The sequence below is a fragment of the Mesorhizobium kowhaii genome, assembly GCF_042431665.1.
Classification (GTDB): domain Bacteria; phylum Pseudomonadota; class Alphaproteobacteria; order Rhizobiales; family Rhizobiaceae; genus Mesorhizobium; species Mesorhizobium kowhaii.
The window spans coordinates 348,946-365,001 of the sequence record NZ_JBHLYT010000005.1; the positions used below are offsets into that span (position 1 = coordinate 348,946).

A 16,056-nucleotide genomic window follows, 5' to 3' on the forward strand; every position below is an offset into this window, starting at 1 on the left:
GCGTCCCGTGCCACCCTTGGCACGGGACGCAGTTCAGATAAATTCCATGACAGAGACGACCCAAGTGACCGAAGCAGGACTGACCATGCTCAATCGGACCGCGGAGAACGTTGCCCGGGCGACCCCGGAACCGTTGGCCCGCAAGGTCCGGGGCATCAGCGACAAGGGCCTCGCCTGGCTGTTCATTTCGCCGACGATCCTGTTGCTGCTCGCCATCAACATCTTTCCGCTGTTCTGGGCGATCTATCTGTCGTTCACCAACTACCGCGCCAACCGGCCGAACGAGGTGGTGAAGAATCTCGGCTTTGCCAACTACCAGCGCATCCTCGGCGACAAGGACATCTGGATCGCCATGCAGACGACGGCGCATTTCGTGTTCTGGACCATCCTGCTGCAGACGCTGATCGGTTTCACCCTGGCCTGGCTGATCGACAGGAAGTTCCGTGGCCATGCGTTCTGGACGACGCTCATCCTGGTTCCGATGATGCTGTCGCCGGCGGTGGTCGGCAATTTCTGGCGCTTCCTCTACGAGCCGCAGATCGGCCTGTTCGCCTATGCCATTTCCTTCGTCACCGGCATCCCGCCAACGAATATCCAGATGCTCTCCAACGTGTCGCTGGCACCATGGTCGATCATCATCGTCGACACCTGGATGTGGACACCTTACGTGATGCTGATCTGCCTCGCCGGGCTGCGCTCGATCCCCGAATACATCTATGAGGCGGCCGAGGTCGACCGCGCCTCCAACTGGCGGCAGTTCTGGTCGATCACGCTGCCGATGGCGCTGCCGTTCATCATGCTGGCGGTGCTGTTTCGCGGCATCGAGAACTTCAAGATGTTCGACATGGTCAATCTGTTGACCGGCGGCGGGCCGGGCTCGACCACCGAGGTCGCCTCGATCACGCTGAAGCGGCAGGCCTTCGAGAGCTGGCGGACGGGCTATTCCTCGGCCTTCGCCATCATCCTGTTCGTCGCGGTGTTCGGTCTGGCCAACATCTACGTCAAGGCGCTCAACAAGGTGAAGCAGAGATGAGCCTGACCACTGCCCACTCGGTCGTCGCACCGTCTGCGAATTCGAAGCGCATCGCCGGCGCGATCATCATCGCCTACGCGCTGATCTCGATCGTGCCGCTGCTGTGGATCTTCGCCACCAGCTTCAAGACGCCGCCGGATTCGATCGCCTATCCGCCGAAGCTGCTGTTCCAGCCAAGCCTCGAGGGCTATTGCAACCTGTTCACGACACGCACGCGACAGACGCCCGAATACATCAACTCGCTGGGACCGGCGACCGACTTTTGCGACGAGACCACGCGCAAGCGCAACATGGTGATCGCCGGCCCGTCCAACTTCCTGCCGCGCTTCGTCAATTCGCTGATCATCGCCTTCGGCTCGACCTTCTGCGCGGTGTTTCTCGGCACGCTGTCGGCCTATGGCTTCTCGCGCTTCAAGGTGCCGCTGGCCGACGACCTTTTGTTCTTCATCCTGTCGACGCGCATGATGCCGCCGATCGCCGTCGCCATCCCGATCTATCTGATGTACCGCGAGCTTGGCCTGTCGGACACCGCGCTCGGCATGATCCTGCTCTATACAGCGGTCAACGTGTCGCTGGCCGTGTGGCTCTTGAAAGGCTTCATCGACGAGATCCCGCGCGAATATGAGGAAGCGGCGATGATCGACGGCTATACGCGGCTGCAGGCCTTCTGGCGCACGGTGCTGCCGCAGGCGACCACCGGCATTGCCGCGACCGCCATCTTCTGCCTGATCTTCGCCTGGAACGAATATGCCTTCGCAGCCCTTCTGACCTCGGGCACGGCACAGACCGCGCCGCCTTTCATCCCGACCATCATCGGCGAAGGCGGCCAGGACTGGCCGGCGGTCGCGGCCGGCACGACGATCTTCCTGGTGCCGATCCTGGTTTTCACCATCCTGCTTCGCAAGCAATTGCTGCGCGGCATCACCTTCGGCGCGGTGCGCAAATGAGCATGACCCAGAAACGCAAATCGCGCTGGCCGGTCTGGGCGAGGCGCGGGCTGATGGAAAACATCGCCACAGTGCTGATCGCCATCGGCTTCCTGATGCTGTTCCAGCCCTTCGCACTGTCGCTCTACACCTATTCCTTCATCACCATGCTCGCCGGCACCGTGATGTTCATCATCGTCTCGAAGTTCCCGGAATAGCCATGGCCGAAATTCGCGTTCAGCACCTGAGAAAGGCCTTCGGCGATTTCGTCGCGGTGCAGGATTCCAACTTCGTCGTCGAGGATGGCGAGTTCTTCGTCATGCTCGGACCGTCGGGCTGCGGCAAGACGACGACCTTGCGCATGATCGCCGGGCTCGAACTGCCGACCGGCGGGCAGATCCTGCTCGGCGGCGAGGACGTCACCATGCTGCGGGCACGCGAGCGCGACATCGCTTTCGTCTTCCAGCTGTTCGCGCTCTATCCGCATATGAACGTGCGCAAGAACATCGGCTTCCCACTGCTGGCGCAAGGCATGCCATCAGCCGAGATTCGCGAGCGCGTCGAAGAGACGGCAAAGCTTCTGCGCATCGACCATCTGCTCAACAAATCCGTCTCCGGACTAGCCGGCGGTGACCGCCAGCGGGTGGCGCTCGGCCGCGCCATCGTGCGGCGGCCAAAATGCTTCCTGATGGACGAGCCGCTGGGGACCCTTGATACTGAATTCCGCGATTTGATGGTCCATGAGTTGCGCGAGCTGCACAACCGCATCCACGCCACCACCGTCTATGTCACGCATGACCAGATGGAAGCGATGTCGATGGCTGACAAGATCGCGGTGATGAACCATGGCGTCATCGAACAGTTCGGCACGCCGCGCGAAATCTACGACCGGCCGGCGACCATGTTCGTCGCCGACTTCATCGGTTCGCCGCCGATGAATTTCCTGGGCTTCGGCGGCGGACTCAACAAAGGCGCGAAAGAAATCGTCGTCCAGGGTGCGAAGGTCGCGGTGCCGGAGGTGCGCGAGGATATCGCACCGACCGACATGGCGCTTGGCATCCGCCCGGAACACATCCGCTTCGACGACACCTCCAAGTTGCGTGGCGCTATCTACGGCACCGAATATCTCGGCACTACGCAGATCGTCGCTGTGGAGACGGCGGACGGCATCATCAAGGCACGCGTGCCGGCCGAGATCCGGCTCTCCACTGGCGACCATGTCGGCCTGACACTGAGCAGGGCGCGGCTGTCGCTGTTCGAGAAGGGATCGGGTCGCGCGGTGAGAACTGCGGTCCACGATGCCGCCTCGGAGCGGAGGGCACAGCATGGCTGACGTGCACATCAAGAATGTGAGCAAGAGTTTTGGCGACCATGTCGCCGTCAACGGTCTCGACCTTTCCATCGCCGATGGTGAGTTCGTCGTGCTGCTCGGGCCAACCGGAGCCGGCAAGACGACGACGCTGCGGCTGATCGCCGGGTTGGAGCGGCCGGATGCAGGCACCATCGAAATCGGCGGCCACAATGCCACGACACTTTCGCCGGCCGAGCGCGACACCGCCTTCGTGTTCCAGCAATACTCGCTCTATCCGCATTTGTCGGTGTTCGACAATCTCGCCTTCCCGCTGCGCTCACCGGCACGAAGGATGCCGGAGGAGCAGATCCGCCGCCGGGTCGAGGAGGTGGCGAAGATGGTGCGCATCCATCACAAGCTCGCCAACCGCTCGACCAAGCTTTCGGGCGGTGAAATGCAGCGCGTCGCCATCGGCCGCGCGCTGGTGCGCAAGCCTTCCATCTACCTGATGGACGAGCCGCTGTCGTCGCTCGACGCCAAGTTGCGGGCGGATCTCAGGCTCGAACTGAAACGCATCCAGTCCGAGCTCGGCGCCACCATGCTCTATGTCACGCATGACCAGATCGAGGCGATGACGATGGCCGACCGCATCGGCATCCTTGCCGATGGCGTGCTGGTGCAGATCGGCTCGCCGAGGACGATCTATTCGGAGCCGGCAAACCTTCATGTCGCGGCCAGGCTCGGCCAGCCGGCGATCAATCTTCTGCCGACCGGGCTGCTGCCCGATGGCGGCGCGCCGGCCGGGACCAAGACCATCGGCGCACGCACCGAGCATCTGTCAATCGAGAAAGCCTCGAATGGCCATGCCGACGGTGTCGTCGACTGGGTCGAGCATCTCGGCGACCAGAACCATCTGCATGTGACGGTGGGGACCAGGAAGCTGGTGACGCTGACCGATCCCGACACGGATCTGGGGCAAGGCGACAGGGTGGTGATCCGCTACCGGTCGCCGCTGTATTTCGGTGCCGACGGACAAAGGCTGATGTGAACGGTTTTCGGTGTTTCCCTGCCAAGGGTTCAACACCGGCTTCCGATTGACGATTGCGAATACGGGACTGGACGAATTCGATGAAGCACTTTTTCAATCGCAGGGAAACGATCGTCACCGAGGCGCTGGACGGCCTCTTGCGGACCATTGGCGCCGGCGATCTGGCGCGCCTCGACGGGTATCCCGAAATCAAGGTCATCCTGCGCGCCGACTGGGACAAGACGAACGTCAGCGTAGTCTCCGGCGGCGGCGCTGGGCACGAGCCGTCACATGCCGGCTTCGTCGGCAAGGGCATGCTGACGGCGGCGGTTTCGGGCGAGATCTTTGCCTCGCCAAGCGTCGAGGCGGTGCTGGCCGCCATTCGCGCGGTCACTGGCCCGGCCGGCTGCCTGCTGATCGTCAAGAACTACACCGGCGACCGTCTCAATTTCGGCCTGGCGGCCGAGAAGGCGCGGGCTGAGGGCTTCCGCGTCGAGATGGTGATCGTCGCCGACGATATCGCGCTGCCCGATATTGCCCAGCCGCGCGGTGTTGCCGGTACATTGTTCGTGCACAAGATCGCTGGCCATCTGTCGGAGGCCGGCCACGATCTTGCAGCCGTCGCGACAGCTGCGCGAGCCGCGGCGAAGGACATCGTTTCACTCGGCATGTCGCTGTCGTCCTGCTCGATCCCGGGCCAACCGCACGAGGACAGATTTGGCGAAAACGACGGCGAGCTCGGCCTCGGCATTCATGGTGAGCCGGGCGTCGAGCGGATCGCGGTGCAAAGCGCCGACAGGTTGGTCGCGATCATGGTGGAGCGCCTCTCGGCACGGCTCGATCCAGCAGGCAGCTATGCCTTGCTCATCAACAATCTCGGCTCCGTGCCGCCGCTCGAAATGTCGCTTGTCGCCAACGCGGTGCTGGCCTCGCCGCTCGCCAAAACCGTCAAGCTGACGATCGGCCCCGGACCGCTGATGACGGCGCTCAACATGAACGGCTTCTCGCTGTCGCTGATCCGGCTCGATGCCGTGCGCGAAACCGCCTTGCTGGCGCCGGTCGGCCCGCACGCCTGGATGCCGGCAAAGCCTGTCGTGCCACCTGCCGTCGTGCCAATAGCGAAACCGCTTACTGAAAACGAGGCACGCAAGCCCAGCCAGGATGCACGCACCAGACGCCTTGTCGTCACGATCGGCGAACGGCTGATCGCGCTCGAAGCCACTTTGAATGGGCTGGACGCCAAGGCGGGAGATGGCGACACCGGTTCGACGGTGGCGACAGGCGCGCGCAGTGTGCTTGAGCGACTTGATACGCTGCCGCTGGCCGACCCTGCGGCAACCTTTGGCGCGGTGGGCGACATTCTGAGCGCGTCCATGGGCGGCTCCAGCGGGGTGCTGCTGTCGATCTTCTTCACCGCGGCGGCGCAGGCTTTGGACGGCGGCGCCAGCGTGGCGAAGTCGCTGCTTGCCGGCCTCGAACGGATGACCTTCTACGGAGGCGCAAAGGTCGGCGACCGCACCATGGTCGACGCCCTGGAGCCAGCGCTGAAAGCGCTGGACGCCGGCGGCCTGGAGGAAGCGGCAGCAGCGGCTCGTCGCGGTGCCGAAGCCACGTCCGCCATGGACAGAGCGAAAGCCGGGCGGTCCGCCTATGTCGGCAGCAAGCTGCAAGGCGTGGTCGACCCCGGCGCCCATGCGGTGGCCGAGGCCTTTGCGGCCGCAGCGGCGCTGCTTGCAGCGGTCTGACGCATGCTTCAGTTGTCGAATGAAAATTCTTTCGCTACTGCCGGCAGGGTGGGAACCAGGAATTTGGGTGACATGGCGGCGTTGAACCTTTCCAGGCTGATCGCAGCCGCCGCAGACACCATTGCCGCCCACGCCGAGGCGTTGACGGCGCTCGACCAGGCGATCGGCGACGGCGATCATGGGCTGAACATGAAGCGCGGCTTTGAGGCCGTGCGCAGCGAAGCCGAGGCGTTTGCTGCCAAGCCGCTGCCCGAGGCGCTCAAGGCGATCGGCACCAAGCTGGTGATGACGGTCGGCGGGGCTTCCGGTCCGCTGTTCGGCACCTTGTTCATGGCGCTCGGCAAGGAGATTTCCGCCGCGCCCGATCGCGCCAATCTGACCCTGGCTTTCGGCAAGGCCATCGAAGCGGTGGCCGCAAGGGGCAAGTCGCAGGTTGGGCAGAAGACGATGCTCGACGTGCTGCAGCCTGTGCATGATGCCCTGCTGCAGGGAAAGACGGCGGCGGAAATCGCCAATATCGCCGACGCGGCCGCCGAAGCGACCGTGCCGATGAAGGCCCTGCGTGGCCGCGCCTCGTTCCTTGGCGACCGCTCGATCGGCCATATGGATGCCGGTGCGCGCTCAACCGCGCTGCTGGTGCGGATAGTGGCGGAAACCGTCGGGGAAAGCGCATGAGCAATGTCGGCATCGTCATCGTCTCGCACTCGCCGCTGGTCGCCGAGGGCACGGCCGACATGGTGCGGCAGATGGTGGGCGACGAAGTGCCGCTTGCATGGTGCGGCGGAAACGGCCATGGCGGGCTCGGCACCAATGTCGAGGCGATCATGAGCGCTATCGACAGGGCCTGGTCGGAAGCCGGCGTCGCCATCCTGGTCGATCTCGGCGGCGCCGAGACCAACAGCGAAATGGCGGTGGAGATGATCGGCGAGCCGCGTGCGCAGAAGATCATCGTCTGCAACGCGCCGATCGTCGAAGGCGCGGTGATGGCGGCGACCGAGGCGTCCGGCGGCGCCTCGCTCAAGGAAGTGGTGGCGACGGCGCACGAATTGTCGCCGTCGTGAACGAACGGGAATCTTGAAGATATGTCCGCATCCGCCGAAGCGACCGTTCTGATCACCCATGAGGTGGGTCTGCATGCGCGTCCTTCGGTGAAGTTCACCAAGCTGGCCAAGACCTTCGCCGCCGAGGTGGAAATAGCACTTGCCGCCAACGGGCCATGGTTCGACGCCAAGAGCATCGTCAAGGTGATGGCCACCAAGGCGCCGAAGGGCACGGTGCTGCACATCAGGGCCAGCGGCGCCGGCGCCAATGATGCCGTCGACGCACTGGTCGAACTGGTGCGGCGCGATTTCGACGAAGGCGCGGACCATGTCCGAACCGCTTAGGCTTCAAGGCATCTCGGCCTCGGCCGGTTATGCCGAGGGGCCGCTGTTCGACCTCGACCGGATTGCCATTGCTTACGCCTGCAAGGAAAATACCGCCGACGAGAAAGCAGCGCTCGAGACCGCAATCGACATTGCGACGGGCCGTCTCGCCGCATTGATCAAAATCGCTGATGGTGACGCCGCCGACATCCTCGAATTTCAGATAGCCATGCTGGGGGACGACGCGTTGAGCGGCCCGGCTTTTGCAGCGATTGCCTCCGGACACCCCGCCGATGCGGCATGGCGACAGGCGCTGGACGTGGAAATCGCTGGCTACGAGACCTCGGATCAAGACTATTTCCGCGCCCGTGCGGCCGACATACGCGACATCAGGGACCAGGTGCTGCGCGCGCTGACCGAGGATGGCGGGGTTCAAGCACCAGCCGGTGCCATTCTCTACGGCGAGGACATCGCGCCGACGCGTTTTCTCGAGACCGACTGGAGTGGCGGTGGCGGCATCGCGCTGAAGGCGGGCAGCACGGCGAGCCACGTCGCCATGCTGGCGCGCTCGCGCGGCGTGCCCATGGTTGTGGGGCTTGGGGTGGTGGGTCTTGGCAACTTGCCTGCCAATCTTGCCGGCATCGCGCTGCTCGATGCCGAACATGGCGGCATCGTGCTGTCGCCCTCCAAAGCCGAAATCGACGCCTTTCGCCAATCGTCGTCATCGTTCGCGGCGCGCCGCGACCGGGCCGGGATTTTTCTGGCGCGGCCGGCGGTGACCAAGACCGGCACAGCGGTGCGAGTGCAGGTCAACATCGCCGACCCGTCCGACGTCGACGGCATCGACATCGCCACCTGCGACGGCGTCGGGCTGATGCGCACCGAATTCCTGTTCGGCAAGACATTGCCGGACGAGGAAACGCAGTATCGCGCCTATCGCAAGGTGCTGGAATGGGCCGGCGACAAGCCGGTGACAATCCGCACCGTCGATGCCGGCGGTGACAAGCCGGTGCCTGGCTTCACTGTCGCGGAAGGCAATCCGTTCCTCGGCCTGCGCGGCATCAGGCTGTCGCTGGCGCGGCCTGAAGTGTTTCGTGTACAAATCCGGGCACTGCTGCGCGCCGCCGTCCACGGCAGTCTGAAAGTGATGTTCCCGATGATCGCCGTTGTGGAGGAATACAGACAGGCAGCGGCGATGTTCGCCGAAGAACAGGCGGTGCTTGCCGCGCGCGGCATTCCGCAAAAGATGCCGCCGCTCGGCATCATGGTCGAGGTGCCATCGGTGGCGATCGTGCCGGAGGCCTTTGCCGAGGCCGCCTTCTTCTCGATCGGCTCCAATGACCTGACCCAATATGTCATGGCAGCCGCCCGCGACAACGCTGCGGTGGCGCACCTCAACTCGGTCCGTCATCCAGCCGTGCTGCGGCTTGTCGCTGCCGTAACCGCGTTTGGCTTGCGTGCAGAAATTCCGGTCAGCCTGTGCGGCGATGCCGGCGGTGACCCCGCCTCGATCCCGTCGCTGCTCGAGGCCGGCCTGCGCGATCTTTCCGTTGCCCCCGCGCAACTCGCCATGGCCAAGGCGGCCATCGCGGACGTTTCGATCCAGGCGCGGCCGGCATGATCGACAAGATGCCTGAAGCCGGTTCCGAAGAGGCGATCCGCGCCTACAAGACGATCCTGTCGCACGTCATCGACCAGCGGCCGTCCGGCATGCGCCAGCGGCTCGCCGATGCGCTTGGCAAGCACCGCAGCTTCGTCACGCAGATTTCCAGCCCGGCCTATTCGATCCCGATCCCGTCAAAGCATTTGCCTTCGATCTTTTCCGTCTGCCATTTCAGCCCCGCCGAGCGCGACCAGTTTCTCGCCGCCTATCATCAGGCGCATCCGGGAAAAATGTCTGTCGCGGCAGGCATGCGCAAGACGCGGCATGTTTCGCTCATCGTGCCCGATTTCGGTGACGACAAGCAGAACGCAGCGCTCGACCGGGCAGTGAATGATTTTATCCAGAAGATCACCAGCATCACCGGTAAGGGTGGCTGATCCGTTAGAGCGGTTCAATATTTCGTGGAGCGATTGAACCACTCTAACCTTTTGTTTCTACGCAATTCCGGACGGAAAACCGTTACACACTTTTCCTGGAATTGCTTTGGTTGAGGCCCATTTCGGGAGGAGACGGCCGTGAAGAAATTTATGAATTCGGTGGACACGGTGCTGACCGAAAGCCTCGACGGCTTCGTTGCCGCCCATGCCGACATCCTTGTGCTTGGCGACGAGCACAAATTCGTCCGCCGCAAGGCCTTGCGGCCGGGCAAGGTGGCGCTGATCTCCGGCGGCGGCTCCGGCCACGAGCCGCTGCATGGCGGTTTTGTCGGTCACGGCATGCTCGACGCCGCCTGCCCCGGCCAGGTGTTCACCTCGCCGACGCCGGACCAGATGCTGGCGGCGGCGGAAGCCGTCGACACCGGCGCCGGCTGCCTGTTCATCGTCAAGAACTATGAGGGCGACGTGATGAACTTCGAGATGGCGGCTGAAATGTCGGAAGGCGTCATGCAGATCGTCACCAATGACGATGTCGCCGTCGAAAACTCGTCCTACACGACCGGCCGGCGCGGCGTCGCCGGCACGCTGGTGGTCGAAAAGATCGTCGGCGCGGCGGCCGAGCATGGCCTGGCGCTGGCGCCGCTGAAGGCGCTGGGCGAACGCGTCAACGGTGTGACCCGGTCGATGGGCGTGGCGCTGACCAGTTGCACCGTGCCCGCCGCAGGCAAGCCGACTTTCGACATCGGAGATGGCGAGATGGAGTTCGGCGTCGGCATCCACGGCGAGCCCGGAAGGCGACGCGACATGTTGAAAAGCGCAGATGCGATCGCGCAAGAGATTTGTGCCGCGATCCTGGGCGATCTCGGCGACAGGGCCAAGGGCCCGGCGCTGCTGTTCGTCAATGGCTTTGGCGGCACGCCGTTGATGGAACTCTATCTGATGTACAACAGCGCGCGAACAATTTTCGAGAGGCACGGCGTGACGGTGACCCGTTCGCTGGTCGGCTCCTATGTCACTTCGCTCGACATGGCTGGCTGTTCGATCACGCTGACCATGCTCGACGCGGAAACGGCCGCATTCTGGGACGCGCCGGTGCACACGGCGGCGCTGCGCTGGGGCATGTAGTCTTCCTGCCAAGCTGTGGCTGGAATCGTGCCGGCGGCGGGAATCGTCCCAGAAATAGTCTTCCTCGCGACGCGGGATCGTCCGACGTACGGGCCAGACCGTTGCTTTCCTTCCCCTGAGTAAGGTAAAGGACTCCTCGGGACTTGTGGAGATAGCGTATGCGTTACAATTGGGAGCGGGCTCCGACGAGCTTCGAACGTCACAGAAAAGCCCTGGCGACAGCCATTTTGATCTTCGGCGGCATCGGCCTCATGCTTGTGGCTTTGCCGATCTAGAGCAATTCCAGGAAAAGTGTGAAACGGTTTTCCGTCCGGAATTGCGTCGATCTAGAGCAAGCGACATTCATCGAACGGCTGCCTGGGAAACTCGGGACACGGATTGTCAGCGCGGCTGGCCGGTCACGGCAATGAAGCGGCGGTCGCGCCCCTCGAAGCCTTGGCTGAAGCGCTGCACCAGCACCACAATCACGGCCGGCTTGCCGGCCGGGGTGAATTCGTAGGATTCCGACAGGCTGTAGGAGGTCGGACAGTTCCTTGAGCCCGGCACCGTCTTGTCTTCATGCAGGACCTTGAACGGCTTGCCGTCCCGCCCCTGCAGCGTCAGCCGAAAGCCGAGCGCCTTGCCCGATATGTCGCCTTGCTGCGTGGCGTCGAAACTCGCTGAACAGTCGGTGGTGCTGCTGGCCAGGATCTGGTCGAGCTGGATGGTCGAGATGTCGAGTTGGTCATAGAGCGGCGAAAGCCATTTCTGCGACACCTGCTCGAGGCGGGAAATGTCGTTGTAGGCAACCATCTCATCGGGAAAGGTGAACTTGTCGGAAGCCGTCTGCTCGCCGCGCGACGCGATGGCATATTCGGCAAGGATGGGCGCCGCCTTCGCAGCGGCCTGCGCCCGCGCCTGTTCCAGGGTCAGTGTCGCCTCCTCGGACTCGTCGACGATGAGGATCGGCTTGCCGCCGACGAAGGCGTCGGTACGAGTGTCGATGATGTCGATCTGCGAATAGCCGGAAGCCGAGGCGCCGGCGTCGAGCGTTCCATATTGCTCGAAGGCGAAGGTGCTGCCGTCGGGCGAAAAGCCGATGATGCGCCGTGCCGCGGCATCGCCGGCCTCAGCGGTTCCAGTCGAGATCGCGAGCATGACACCCAGGAAAGATGGAAGCAGGGATTGCCTGATGGTCCGCCCAAGACGAGGCATTCTCTTCACTCCCCTCGTTTCACCAGCGCGGTCACCACCGTGAAACGGCGGTCCGGCCCTTCCATGACATAGTCGAAGCGTTGCACAAGCACGGCAAGCGCGATCGAGCCATCCGCCAATTGCAAGGCGTGCGCCTCGGCAAGACCGAAGCCGAGCGGGCAGCCCTCATCCGTCTGCGCAGCCTGGACCGCGCCAAGCACGAGCGGCGGCTTGCCGTCGCGCTGCAGCGTCAGCGTAAAGCCCTTGGCGGTGTAGCCGTAGTCGGCACAGGTGCCGGCGGACGAGGCGATGGCCTGTTCCTGCAGCTCCATATGGGCTCCACCTCCGAATTACCGAGGGTTCCAAAGCCATCGTCGCCACCGCGGCCTGCTGCAATGCCTTGACAACAGGCGATTGGCGTCCGTCCGTCTCGTCGGCGATGGCCAGCGTGGTTTCGCGCGAACGGCTGGCGGCCACGATGCCGACCCGGGTGCCGCTTCCATTGATGCCGAACCGTTGCAGCAAGGGCGCGGCCTGTTGCTTCGCCTGCCGCCGGATGACCAGGAGTGGATCCTGATTGGGGTCTTGCAGCAGGCTGTCATCGACCGTGGTGGTATCGACGATGAGCGGCACACCATCGACGGATCTGTTCGTGGCGACCGCGATCACATCGGTCAGCGAATAATCCATGCCGGAGACGCTTTCGGTGCCGTATTGCTCGAAGGCAAAGGTGCGGCCATCGCTGGAAAAGCCGAGCGGCTCGACGGCCGCGCCATCGCCCGCCCAGGCGACGGATGCGACCGTCAATGACAGCGCCGCCAGCACGGCCGCTCCAATCCCGTATCGAAATTTCATCGCAGCTTGCCCCCAAGCGCCAGATCGATGCCGGCCGCACGATGGCGTGCATTTGCGGCCAAGGTTAGAGCGCGCTATCTGGAGGGAAGAAAATCGTTCCTGGGAGGTGTCGGATGGCTTCACGCTATCACGAGGTCTATGACGGCTGGAAACGCGATCCGGAAAAGTTCTGGGCGGAGGCGGCCGAGGCCATCGACTGGTATTCGCCCTACGACAAGGTGTTCGACGCCGCTGCCGGCGTCTATGGCAGCTGGTTTACCGGCGCCACCTGCAACACCTGCTACAACGCCGTCGACCGTCACGTCGCAGGCGGACGTGCCGAGCAGATCGCGCTGATCCATGACAGCGCCATCACCGGGACGATCAAGAAATTCACCTATGCCGAGCTGAAGCGCGAGGTGGTCGCGCTGACCTCGGTGCTGAAGAACCGCGGTATCGGCAAGGGCGACCGCGTCATCATCTACATGCCGATGGTGGCGGAAGCCGCCTTTGCCATGCTGGCCTGCGCCCGCATTGGCGCGGTGCATTCTGTCGTCTTCGGCGGCTTTGCCTCGCATGAGCTTGCCACCCGCATCGACGACGCCAAGCCGAAGCTGATCATCTCGGCCTCCTGCGGCCTGGAGCCGGGTCGCGTCGTCGCCTACAAGCCGCTGCTCGACAAGGCGATCGAGATTTCCCGCCACAAGCCGGACGGCTGCCTGATCCTGCAGCGCGACCAGCTGCGCTGCGAGTTGAAGGAGTATTTCGACATCGACTACGCCGATGCCGTCGCCCGCGAACGGGCAGCCGGCGCCAATGTCGACTGCGTTCCGGTGCTCGCCACCGACCCGCTCTACATCATCTACACATCGGGCACGACCGGCCAGCCCAAGGGCATCGTGCGCGACAATGGCGGCCACATGGTCGCGCTGAAATGGACGATGGAAAACGAGTTCGGCGTCAAGCCGGGCGAGGTGTTCTGGGCAGCCTCCGATGTCGGCTGGGTGGTTGGCCATTCCTATATCGTCTATGGGCCGCTGCTGCACGGCTGCACCAGCGTGCTGTTCGAAGGCAAGCCGATCGGCACGCCCGATGCCGGCACCTACTGGCGGGTGATCTCAGAGCATGGCGTCGTCGCGCTGTTCACCGCGCCGACCGCATTTCGGGCCATCAAGGGGCAGGATCCGAGGGGCGAGTTCATTCCGAAATACGACCTGTCGAAATTCCGCACGCTGTTCCTCGCCGGCGAGCGCGCCGACCCCGAAACCATCAAATGGGCGGAGCAGAAGCTGAATGTGCCGGTGGTCGACCATTGGTGGCAGACCGAGACCGGCTCGCCGATGACGATCAATCCCGCCGGCCTCGGCCTGTTGCCGGTGAAATATGGCTCGCCCGGCGTGCCGATGCCCGGCTACGACATCCGCGTGCTTGACGATGCCGGCCATGAGGTGCCGCGCGGCACGCTGGGCAATGTGGTGGTCAAGCTGCCGCTGCCCGCCGGCTGCCTGCCGACGCTGTGGAACGCCGACGCGCGGTTCCGCCAAGCCTATCTCGACGAGTTCCCAGGCTTCTACAAGACGGCGGATGCCGGCATGGTCGACGAGGACGGCTATCTCTATGTCATGGCCCGTACCGACGATATCATCAATGTCGCCGGCCACCGCCTGTCGACCGGCGCCATGGAGGAGGTGCTTTCCGCCCATCCCGACGTCGCCGAATGCGCCGTCATCGGCATCGCCGATACCATGAAGGGCCAGGTTCCGCTTGGCTTCGTGGTGCTGAATGCCGGCGTCTCGCGCGAAACCGGTGCCATCGAAAGCGAAGTGGTCGGGCTGGTGCGCGAACGGATCGGCCCGGTCGCCGCCTTCAAGACAGTGGTGACGATCAAGCGCCTGCCCAAGACACGCTCGGGCAAGATCCTGCGCGGCACCATGCAGAAGATCGCCGACAAGGAAGAATGGACCATGCCGGCGACCATCGACGATCCGCTGATTCTCGACGAGATCACCGCCGCCTTGAAGGAGCGAGGGATCGGAGTTTAGCAAAATCGTCGAGGTCGGCGCCGCAATCTTTTGTTGTGCAATGCAGCAATCCACCTTACACCTTTGATTGGGGGGCCATCCGGCGAGACGGTATGGCTCAGCAGAAGAAAATAACATTTGGCGGCGTCGACATCCTGCGGTTCCTCGCCGCCGTCATGGTCATGGTCTACCACTACGGCTTCTGGGTGTGGGCGTTTCCGGACGGCGTTTCGGCACGCGCCACGGGCGGCATTCCCGCGCAGCCGGCAATAGGTGCCTGGGTCGAATCAGGCTGGGTCGGCGTCCAGATCTTCTTCGTCATCAGCGGTTTCGTCATCGCCTTCAGCGCCGAGAGATCGACGCCGCTGCGGTTTTTCGAAGCAAGGGTGAAACGGCTGGCACCGGCGGTCTGGATCTGCGCCCCCGTTACCGCGGTGGTGCTTTTGATCGTCGGCCTCAGCTGGCCGACCGATGCCGTCACCAGGCTGGTTCGCACCGGCCTGTTCGTTCCCTACGCACCCTGGGTGGACAGCGTCTACTGGACGCTCGGCATCGAGATCGCCTTCTATGCCATCGTCTGGACCTTGCTGCGGCTTGGCCGCTTCCATCAGATGGAAATGGTGGCCATCGCCATCGGCCTAGTCAGCACGCTTTTCTGGTGCCTCTACTACCCGCTCGGCTGGGCCGACCTTGCCGAGACACGCACGCTCGACCTTTTGCTGGTGCATCACGGCGTTTTCTTCGCGACCGGCGTCATGCTGTGGCTGATGCGCTTCAAGGCGGTGACGACGGCTCGCCTTGCCTTCTGCGCCCTGTTCCTGGGCGGCGGCGTGCTGCAGATCGCCAGTTCGGTCGACGTTCATATCCTGAAGGTCGGGCAACAGATGCCATTCGCGCCGCCAATCCTGATCTTCCTCGCCGCGGTCGGACTGATGGCGTGGTCGCTTCGGCTCGACCTCTCCTGGAGCGGCTGGCGCCGGATCGGACTGATGACCTATCCGCTCTACCTCCTGCACGACGTCGTCGGCGCGGCCCTGCTCGGCGTCCTGGTCCGCGCGGGCCTGCCGCATCTCTTCTCGATGGTGATCGTCGGCGCGACAATGATCGCGGTAAGCTGGCTGGTGGCGACCGAGGCCGAACCACGCATCCGGCTGCTGCTCGACCACACCGTGTTCCGCTATCGGCTCAAGGCCGCGTAGACCTCGTTGACCAAATGGGCACCTTGGTGCCCAGCGCGCGCAGGAGCCATGCTGTCCGGCCGCAGGTTCCGAGACCCGGCTCGACACCGCCATCCATCCAGAGCGGACAACTGACTGCCATAGGAATCGCCGGCAAGCGAAGCAGGCTCATTCATGTGCTTCTGGAGCTGACCTGCTCCAAATGCATGTCGCCCAAAAGCGCGCGGCGTTTGGGCATGCAGGCATAAAGCAAAGATTTAAAGCGCGTCGACTGATCCCGTTTCAACGCGATGCGCTTT

17 protein-coding genes are annotated in these 16,056 nt (G+C 63.7%); 15 read left to right on the forward strand and 2 right to left on the reverse strand.

Annotation, left to right across the window (positions count from 1 at the left end):
• Positions 1-85 precede the first annotated feature (85 nt).
• The 12 genes from ACFFNA_RS05170 (at position 86) to dhaK (ending at position 10,551) form a co-directional block, all read left to right on the forward strand.
• On the forward strand, positions 86-1,033 hold the full coding sequence (locus ACFFNA_RS05170; RefSeq protein ID WP_095084297.1) for a carbohydrate ABC transporter permease: 948 nt from the start codon (positions 86-88) through the stop codon (positions 1,031-1,033).
• Complete coding sequence (locus tag ACFFNA_RS05175; RefSeq protein ID WP_111544843.1) at positions 1,030-1,980, forward strand: carbohydrate ABC transporter permease; 951 nt, start codon at positions 1,030-1,032, stop codon at positions 1,978-1,980. Before ACFFNA_RS05170 ends, ACFFNA_RS05175 begins: the two co-directional genes overlap by 4 nt.
• Positions 1,977-2,177 carry a hypothetical protein gene (locus tag ACFFNA_RS05180; protein ID WP_378916148.1) on the forward strand — a complete coding sequence of 67 codons (201 nt, stop codon included), beginning with the start codon at positions 1,977-1,979 and terminating at the stop codon, positions 2,175-2,177. Before ACFFNA_RS05175 ends, ACFFNA_RS05180 begins: the two co-directional genes overlap by 4 nt.
• 2 nt (positions 2,178-2,179) lie before the next feature.
• Positions 2,180-3,292: an ABC transporter ATP-binding protein gene (locus ACFFNA_RS05185; protein ID WP_378916151.1), complete on the forward strand. Its 1,113-nt coding sequence runs from the start codon at positions 2,180-2,182 to the stop codon at positions 3,290-3,292.
• Complete coding sequence (locus ACFFNA_RS05190; RefSeq protein WP_378916153.1) at positions 3,285-4,298, forward strand: ABC transporter ATP-binding protein; 1,014 nt, start codon at positions 3,285-3,287, stop codon at positions 4,296-4,298. Before ACFFNA_RS05185 ends, ACFFNA_RS05190 begins: the two co-directional genes overlap by 8 nt.
• Before the next feature lie 80 nt (positions 4,299-4,378).
• Positions 4,379-6,022, forward strand: a complete 1,644-nt coding sequence (locus ACFFNA_RS05195) for a dihydroxyacetone kinase subunit DhaK (protein WP_378916156.1) — start codon at positions 4,379-4,381, stop codon at positions 6,020-6,022.
• A 72-nt stretch (positions 6,023-6,094) separates the two neighbouring features.
• Positions 6,095-6,697: a dihydroxyacetone kinase subunit DhaL gene (dhaL, locus tag ACFFNA_RS05200; protein ID WP_378916159.1), complete on the forward strand. Its 603-nt coding sequence runs from the start codon at positions 6,095-6,097 to the stop codon at positions 6,695-6,697.
• A complete protein-coding gene (dhaM, locus tag ACFFNA_RS05205; protein WP_111544849.1) occupies positions 6,694-7,083 on the forward strand; it encodes a dihydroxyacetone kinase phosphoryl donor subunit DhaM in 390 nt (129 codons plus the stop codon). Before dhaL ends, dhaM begins: the two co-directional genes overlap by 4 nt.
• A 21-nt stretch (positions 7,084-7,104) precedes the next feature.
• A complete protein-coding gene (locus ACFFNA_RS05210; protein ID WP_111544850.1) occupies positions 7,105-7,407 on the forward strand; it encodes an HPr family phosphocarrier protein in 303 nt (100 codons plus the stop codon).
• Positions 7,391-9,007 carry a phosphoenolpyruvate--protein phosphotransferase gene (ptsP, locus tag ACFFNA_RS05215; protein WP_378916163.1) on the forward strand — a complete coding sequence of 539 codons (1,617 nt, stop codon included), beginning with the start codon at positions 7,391-7,393 and terminating at the stop codon, positions 9,005-9,007. The genes ACFFNA_RS05210 and ptsP overlap by 17 nt, the downstream gene beginning before the upstream one ends.
• A complete protein-coding gene (locus tag ACFFNA_RS05220; protein WP_095082801.1) occupies positions 9,004-9,426 on the forward strand; it encodes a hypothetical protein in 423 nt (140 codons plus the stop codon). Before ptsP ends, ACFFNA_RS05220 begins: the two co-directional genes overlap by 4 nt.
• Positions 9,427-9,564: 138 nt before the next feature.
• On the forward strand, positions 9,565-10,551 hold the full coding sequence (dhaK, locus tag ACFFNA_RS05225; protein ID WP_111544852.1) for a dihydroxyacetone kinase subunit DhaK: 987 nt from the start codon (positions 9,565-9,567) through the stop codon (positions 10,549-10,551).
• A 381-nt stretch (positions 10,552-10,932) separates the two neighbouring features.
• Here the strand turns inward: dhaK and ACFFNA_RS05230 are convergent, their stop codons facing one another.
• Together ACFFNA_RS05230 and ACFFNA_RS05235 are read right to left on the reverse strand one after the other, a co-directional pair.
• Complete coding sequence (locus ACFFNA_RS05230) at positions 10,933-11,745, reverse strand: DUF2259 domain-containing protein (RefSeq protein ID WP_378916167.1); 813 nt, start codon at positions 11,743-11,745, stop codon at positions 10,933-10,935.
• Positions 11,746-11,750: 5 nt separating this feature from the next.
• Positions 11,751-12,056, reverse strand: a complete 306-nt coding sequence (locus ACFFNA_RS05235; RefSeq protein ID WP_378916170.1) for a hypothetical protein — start codon at positions 12,054-12,056, stop codon at positions 11,751-11,753.
• A 205-nt stretch (positions 12,057-12,261) separates the two neighbouring features.
• On the opposite strand from ACFFNA_RS05235, the gene ACFFNA_RS05240 reads away from it, so the two are divergent.
• The 3 genes from ACFFNA_RS05240 (at position 12,262) to ACFFNA_RS05250 (ending at position 15,778) form a co-directional block, all read left to right on the forward strand.
• Positions 12,262-12,534 (forward strand): hypothetical protein, encoded by a 273-nt coding sequence (locus tag ACFFNA_RS05240; protein ID WP_378916173.1) that lies wholly within the window; start codon positions 12,262-12,264, stop codon positions 12,532-12,534.
• A 158-nt stretch (positions 12,535-12,692) separates the two neighbouring features.
• Positions 12,693-14,600 (forward strand): propionyl-CoA synthetase, encoded by a 1,908-nt coding sequence (locus ACFFNA_RS05245; protein ID WP_378916176.1) that lies wholly within the window; start codon positions 12,693-12,695, stop codon positions 14,598-14,600.
• 92 nt (positions 14,601-14,692) lie between these two features.
• Positions 14,693-15,778 carry an acyltransferase family protein gene (locus tag ACFFNA_RS05250; RefSeq protein WP_378916179.1) on the forward strand — a complete coding sequence of 362 codons (1,086 nt, stop codon included), beginning with the start codon at positions 14,693-14,695 and terminating at the stop codon, positions 15,776-15,778.
• Positions 15,779-16,056 lie beyond the last annotated feature (278 nt).

Coding starts and splice junctions, on each gene's coding strand:
- ACFFNA_RS05230 (WP_378916167.1), bottom strand. CDS start 11,745: ATGCCTCGTCTTGGGCGGACCATCAGGCAATCCCTGCTTCCATCTTTC.
- ACFFNA_RS05245 (WP_378916176.1), top strand. CDS start 12,693: ATGGCTTCACGCTATCACGAGGTCTATGACGGCTGGAAACGCGATCCG.
- ACFFNA_RS05180 (WP_378916148.1), top strand. CDS start 1,977: ATGAGCATGACCCAGAAACGCAAATCGCGCTGGCCGGTCTGGGCGAGG.
- ACFFNA_RS05195 (WP_378916156.1), top strand. CDS start 4,379: ATGAAGCACTTTTTCAATCGCAGGGAAACGATCGTCACCGAGGCGCTG.
- ACFFNA_RS05175 (WP_111544843.1), top strand. CDS start 1,030: ATGAGCCTGACCACTGCCCACTCGGTCGTCGCACCGTCTGCGAATTCG.
- ACFFNA_RS05170 (WP_095084297.1), top strand. CDS start 86: ATGCTCAATCGGACCGCGGAGAACGTTGCCCGGGCGACCCCGGAACCG.
- ACFFNA_RS05250 (WP_378916179.1), top strand. CDS start 14,693: ATGGCTCAGCAGAAGAAAATAACATTTGGCGGCGTCGACATCCTGCGG.
- dhaL (WP_378916159.1), top strand. CDS start 6,095: ATGGCGGCGTTGAACCTTTCCAGGCTGATCGCAGCCGCCGCAGACACC.
- ACFFNA_RS05210 (WP_111544850.1), top strand. CDS start 7,105: ATGTCCGCATCCGCCGAAGCGACCGTTCTGATCACCCATGAGGTGGGT.
- ACFFNA_RS05185 (WP_378916151.1), top strand. CDS start 2,180: ATGGCCGAAATTCGCGTTCAGCACCTGAGAAAGGCCTTCGGCGATTTC.
- ACFFNA_RS05220 (WP_095082801.1), top strand. CDS start 9,004: ATGATCGACAAGATGCCTGAAGCCGGTTCCGAAGAGGCGATCCGCGCC.
- ptsP (WP_378916163.1), top strand. CDS start 7,391: ATGTCCGAACCGCTTAGGCTTCAAGGCATCTCGGCCTCGGCCGGTTAT.
- dhaM (WP_111544849.1), top strand. CDS start 6,694: ATGAGCAATGTCGGCATCGTCATCGTCTCGCACTCGCCGCTGGTCGCC.
- ACFFNA_RS05235 (WP_378916170.1), bottom strand. CDS start 12,056: ATGGAGCTGCAGGAACAGGCCATCGCCTCGTCCGCCGGCACCTGTGCC.
- ACFFNA_RS05190 (WP_378916153.1), top strand. CDS start 3,285: ATGGCTGACGTGCACATCAAGAATGTGAGCAAGAGTTTTGGCGACCAT.